Below are 5,256 nucleotides of genomic sequence, written 5' to 3'. Positions count from 1 at the left end.
GTTGACAAAGTTTGAAAAGTCGGTATAATAGTAAGAGTTGAAAATAACAACTCTGGTCCGTTGGTCAAGGGGTTAAGACACCGCCTTTTCACGGCGGTAACACGGGTTCGAATCCCGTACGGACTATGGTATGTTGCGGTTGAAACACTTGATGAAAAAAAGTTTAAAAAAGTTTCAAAAAAGTGTTGACAAGCGAAAGCGACTGTGATATACTAATATAGTTGTCACTTGAGAGAAGCGAGTGACAAAGACCTTTGAAAACTGAACAAGACGAACCAATGTGCAGGGCACTACAACTAAGGTTGTAGTACTGAACAATGAAAAAACAATAAATCTGTCAGTGACAGAAATGAGTGAGAACTCAAACTTTTAATGAGAGTTTGATCCTGGCTCAGGACGAACGCTGGCGGCGTGCCTAATACATGCAAGTAGAACGCTGAAGGAGGAGCTTGCTCTTCTGGATGAGTTGCGAACGGGTGAGTAACGCGTAGGTAACCTGCCTGGTAGCGGGGGATAACTATTGGAAACGATAGCTAATACCGCATAACAGTAGATGTTGCATGACATTTGCTTAAAAGGTGCAATTGCATCACTACCAGATGGACCTGCGTTGTATTAGCTAGTTGGTGGGGTAACGGCTCACCAAGGCGACGATACATAGCCGACCTGAGAGGGTGATCGGCCACACTGGGACTGAGACACGGCCCAGACTCCTACGGGAGGCAGCAGTAGGGAATCTTCGGCAATGGACGGAAGTCTGACCGAGCAACGCCGCGTGAGTGAAGAAGGTTTTCGGATCGTAAAGCTCTGTTGTAAGAGAAGAACGAGTGTGAGAGTGGAAAGTTCACACTGTGACGGTATCTTACCAGAAAGGGACGGCTAACTACGTGCCAGCAGCCGCGGTAATACGTAGGTCCCGAGCGTTGTCCGGATTTATTGGGCGTAAAGCGAGCGCAGGCGGTTAGATAAGTCTGAAGTTAAAGGCTGTGGCTTAACCATAGTACGCTTTGGAAACTGTTTAACTTGAGTGCAAGAGGGGAGAGTGGAATTCCATGTGTAGCGGTGAAATGCGTAGATATATGGAGGAACACCGGTGGCGAAAGCGGCTCTCTGGCTTGTAACTGACGCTGAGGCTCGAAAGCGTGGGGAGCAAACAGGATTAGATACCCTGGTAGTCCACGCCGTAAACGATGAGTGCTAGGTGTTAGACCCTTTCCGGGGTTTAGTGCCGCAGCTAACGCATTAAGCACTCCGCCTGGGGAGTACGACCGCAAGGTTGAAACTCAAAGGAATTGACGGGGGCCCGCACAAGCGGTGGAGCATGTGGTTTAATTCGAAGCAACGCGAAGAACCTTACCAGGTCTTGACATCCCTCTGACCGCTCTAGAGATAGAGTTTTCCTTCGGGACAGAGGTGACAGGTGGTGCATGGTTGTCGTCAGCTCGTGTCGTGAGATGTTGGGTTAAGTCCCGCAACGAGCGCAACCCCTATTGTTAGTTGCCATCATTCAGTTGGGCACTCTAGCGAGACTGCCGGTAATAAACCGGAGGAAGGTGGGGATGACGTCAAATCATCATGCCCCTTATGACCTGGGCTACACACGTGCTACAATGGCTGGTACAACGAGTCGCAAGCCGGTGACGGCAAGCTAATCTCTTAAAGCCAGTCTCAGTTCGGATTGTAGGCTGCAACTCGCCTACATGAAGTCGGAATCGCTAGTAATCGCGGATCAGCACGCCGCGGTGAATACGTTCCCGGGCCTTGTACACACCGCCCGTCACACCACGAGAGTTTGTAACACCCGAAGTCGGTGAGGTAACCGCAAGGAGCCAGCCGCCTAAGGTGGGATAGATGATTGGGGTGAAGTCGTAACAAGGTAGCCGTATCGGAAGGTGCGGCTGGATCACCTCCTTTCTAAGGATAAGGAACTGCGCATTGGTCTTGTTTAGTCTTGAGAGGTCTTGTGGGGCCTTAGCTCAGCTGGGAGAGCGCCTGCTTTGCACGCAGGAGGTCAGCGGTTCGATCCCGCTAGGCTCCATTGGTGAGAGATCACCAAGTAATGCACATTGAAAATTGAATATCTATATCAAATAGTAACAAGAAAATAAACCGAAAACGCTGTAGTATTAATAAGAGTTTATGACTGAAAGGTCAAAAAATAAGGTTAAGTTAATAAGGGCGCACGGTGGATGCCTTGGCACTAGGAGCCGAAGAAGGACGTGACAAACGACGATATGCCTTGGGTAGCTGTAAGTAAGCGATGATCCAGGGATTTCCGAATGGGGGAACCCAACAGGTACTACCTGTTACCCACATCTGTTAAGGATGTGAGGAGGAAGACGCAGTGAACTGAAACATCTAAGTAGCTGCAGGAAGAGAAAGCAAAAGCGATTGCCTTAGTAGCGGCGAGCGAAACGGCAGAAGGGCAAACCGAAGAGTTTACTCTTCGGGGTTGTAGGACTGCAAAGTGGACTCAAAGATTATAGAAGAATGATTTGGGAAGATCAGCCAAAGAGAGTAATAGCCTCGTATTTAAAATAGTCTTTGTACCTAGCAGTATCCTGAGTACGGCGGGACACGAGAAATCCCGTCGGAATCTGGGAGGACCATCTCCCAACCCTAAATACTCCCTAGTGACCGATAGTGAACCAGTACCGTGAGGGAAAGGTGAAAAGCACCCCGGGAGGGGAGTGAAATAGAACCTGAAACCGTGTGCCTACAACAAGTTCGAGCCCGTTAATGGGTGAGAGCGTGCCTTTTGTAGAATGAACCGGCGAGTTACGTTATGATGCGAGGTTAAGTTGAAGAGACGGAGCCGTAGGGAAACCGAGTCTGAATAGGGCGGATTAGTATCATGACGTAGACCCGAAACCATGTGACCTACCCATGAGCAGGTTGAAGGTGCGGTAAGACGCACTGGAGGACCGAACCAGGGCACGTTGAAAAGTGCTTGGATGACTTGTGGGTAGCGGAGAAATTCCAAACGAACTTGGAGATAGCTGGTTCTCTCCGAAATAGCTTTAGGGCTAGCGTCGACATTAAGATTCTTGGAGGTAGAGCACTGTTTGGGTGAGGGGTCCATCCCGGATTACCAATCTCAGATAAACTCCGAATGCCAATGAATTATGGTCGGCAGTCAGACTGCGAGTGCTAAGATCCGTAGTCGAAAGGGAAACAGCCCAGACCACCAGCTAAGGTCCCAAAATAATTGTTAAGTGGAAAAGGATGTGGGGTTGCACAGACAACTAGGATGTTAGCTTAGAAGCAGCTATTCATTCAAAGAGTGCGTAATAGCTCACTAGTCGAGTGACCCTGCGCCGAAAATGTACCGGGGCTAAAACAATTTACCGAAGCTGTGGATACCTTTATAGGTATGGTAGGAGAGCGTTCTATGTGTGAAGAAGGTGTACCGTGAGGAGTGCTGGAACGCATAGAAGTGAGAATGCCGGTATGAGTAGCGAAAGACAGGTGAGAATCCTGTCCACCGTAAGACTAAGGTTTCCAGGGGAAGGCTCGTCCGCCCTGGGTTAGTCGGGACCTAAGGAGAGACCGAAAGGTGTATCCGATGGACAACAGGTTGATATTCCTGTACTAGAGTATGTAGTGATGGAGGGACGCAGTAGGCTAACTAAAGCAGACGATTGGAAGAGTCTGTCTAAGCAGTGAGGTGTGATATGAGTCAAATGCTTATATCTGTAACATTGAGCTGTGATGGGGAGCGAAGTTTAGTAGCGAAGTTAGTGACGTCACACTGCCAAGAAAAGCTTCTAGCGTTTAAACATACTCTACCCGTACCGCAAACCGACACAGGTAGTCGAGGCGAGTAGCCTCAGGTGAGCGAGAGAACTCTCGTTAAGGAACTCGGCAAAATGACCCCGTAACTTCGGGAGAAGGGGTGCTGACTTTAAGTCAGCCGCAGTGAATAGGCCCAAGCAACTGTTTATCAAAAACACAGCTCTCTGCTAAATCGTAAGATGATGTATAGGGGGTGACGCCTGCCCGGTGCTGGAAGGTTAAGAGGAGTGCTTAGCGTAAGCGAAGGTATGAATTGAAGCCCCAGTAAACGGCGGCCGTAACTATAACGGTCCTAAGGTAGCGAAATTCCTTGTCGGGTAAGTTCCGACCCGCACGAAAGGCGTAATGATTTGGGCACTGTCTCAACGAGAGACTCGGTGAAATTTTAGTACCTGTGAAGATGCAGGTTACCCGCGACAGGACGGAAAGACCCCATGGAGCTTTACTGCAGTTTGATATTGAGTGTCTGTGCCACATGTACAGGATAGGTAGGAGTCTAAGAGATCGGGACGCCAGTTTCGAAGGAGACGTTGTTGGGATACTACCCTTGTGTTATGGCCACTCTAACCCGGATAGGTGATCCCTATCGGAGACAGTGTCTGACGGGCAGTTTGACTGGGGCGGTCGCCTCCTAAAAGGTAACGGAGGCGCCCAAAGGTTCCCTCAGAATGGTTGGAAATCATTCGCAGAGTGTAAAGGTATAAGGGAGCTTGACTGCGAGAGCTACAACTCGAGCAGGGACGAAAGTCGGGCTTAGTGATCCGGTGGTTCCGTATGGAAGGGCCATCGCTCAACGGATAAAAGCTACCCTGGGGATAACAGGCTTATCTCCCCCAAGAGTTCACATCGACGGGGAGGTTTGGCACCTCGATGTCGGCTCGTCGCATCCTGGGGCTGTAGTCGGTCCCAAGGGTTGGGCTGTTCGCCCATTAAAGCGGCACGCGAGCTGGGTTCAGAACGTCGTGAGACAGTTCGGTCCCTATCCGTCGCGGGCGTAGGAAATTTGAGAGGATCTGCTCCTAGTACGAGAGGACCAGAGTGGACTTACCGCTGGTGTACCAGTTGTCTTGCCAAAGGCATCGCTGGGTAGCTATGTAGGGAAGGGATAAACGCTGAAAGCATCTAAGTGTGAAACCCACCTCAAGATGAGATTTCCCATGATTTTATATCAGTAAGAGCCCTGAGAGATGATCAGGTAGATAGGTTAGAAGTGGAAGTGTGGCGACACATGTAGCGGACTAATACTAATAGCTCGAGGACTTATCCAAAGTAACTGAGAATATGAAAGCGAGAGGTTTTCTTGATTTGAATAGATATTCAATTTTGAGTAGGTATTACTCAGAGTTAAGTGACGATAGCCTAGGAGATACACCTGTACCCATGCCGAACACAGAAGTTAAGCCCTAGAACGCCGGAAGTAGTTGGGGGTTGCCCCCTGTGAGATATGGAAGTCGCTTAGCT

2 tRNA genes and 3 rRNA genes are annotated in these 5,256 nt (G+C 49.4%); all 5 read left to right on the top strand.

The annotated features are described in order from the left end of the window. Nucleotides 1–54: 54 nt before the first annotated feature. The 5 genes from N8L90_RS09200 to rrf all read left to right on the top strand — a co-directional run bounded on the left by N8L90_RS09200 (nt 55) and on the right by rrf (nt 5,255). A tRNA-Glu gene (locus N8L90_RS09200) sits at nt 55–126 on the top strand. Between the two features lie 242 nt (nt 127–368). After that, nucleotides 369–1,914: ribosomal RNA gene (locus N8L90_RS09195) — 16S ribosomal RNA — on the top strand. A 51-nt stretch (nt 1,915–1,965) separates the two neighbouring features. Continuing rightward, nucleotides 1,966–2,038: transfer RNA gene (locus N8L90_RS09190), tRNA-Ala, on the top strand. 124 nt (nt 2,039–2,162) lie between these two features. Next, nucleotides 2,163–5,063: ribosomal RNA gene (locus tag N8L90_RS09185) — 23S ribosomal RNA — on the top strand. 76 nt (nt 5,064–5,139) lie between these two features. Continuing rightward, nucleotides 5,140–5,255 (top strand): 5S ribosomal RNA (rrf, locus tag N8L90_RS09180). Together the 16S, 23S and 5S rRNA genes with 2 tRNA genes alongside form the textbook arrangement of a ribosomal RNA operon. Nucleotide 5,256 lies beyond the last annotated feature (1 nt).

The organism is Streptococcus mitis (genome assembly GCF_946190115.1).
GTDB classification, from domain to species: Bacteria; Bacillota; Bacilli; order Lactobacillales; family Streptococcaceae; genus Streptococcus; species Streptococcus mitis_CO.
This window is presented reverse-complemented; position numbering and strand designations above follow the sequence as displayed.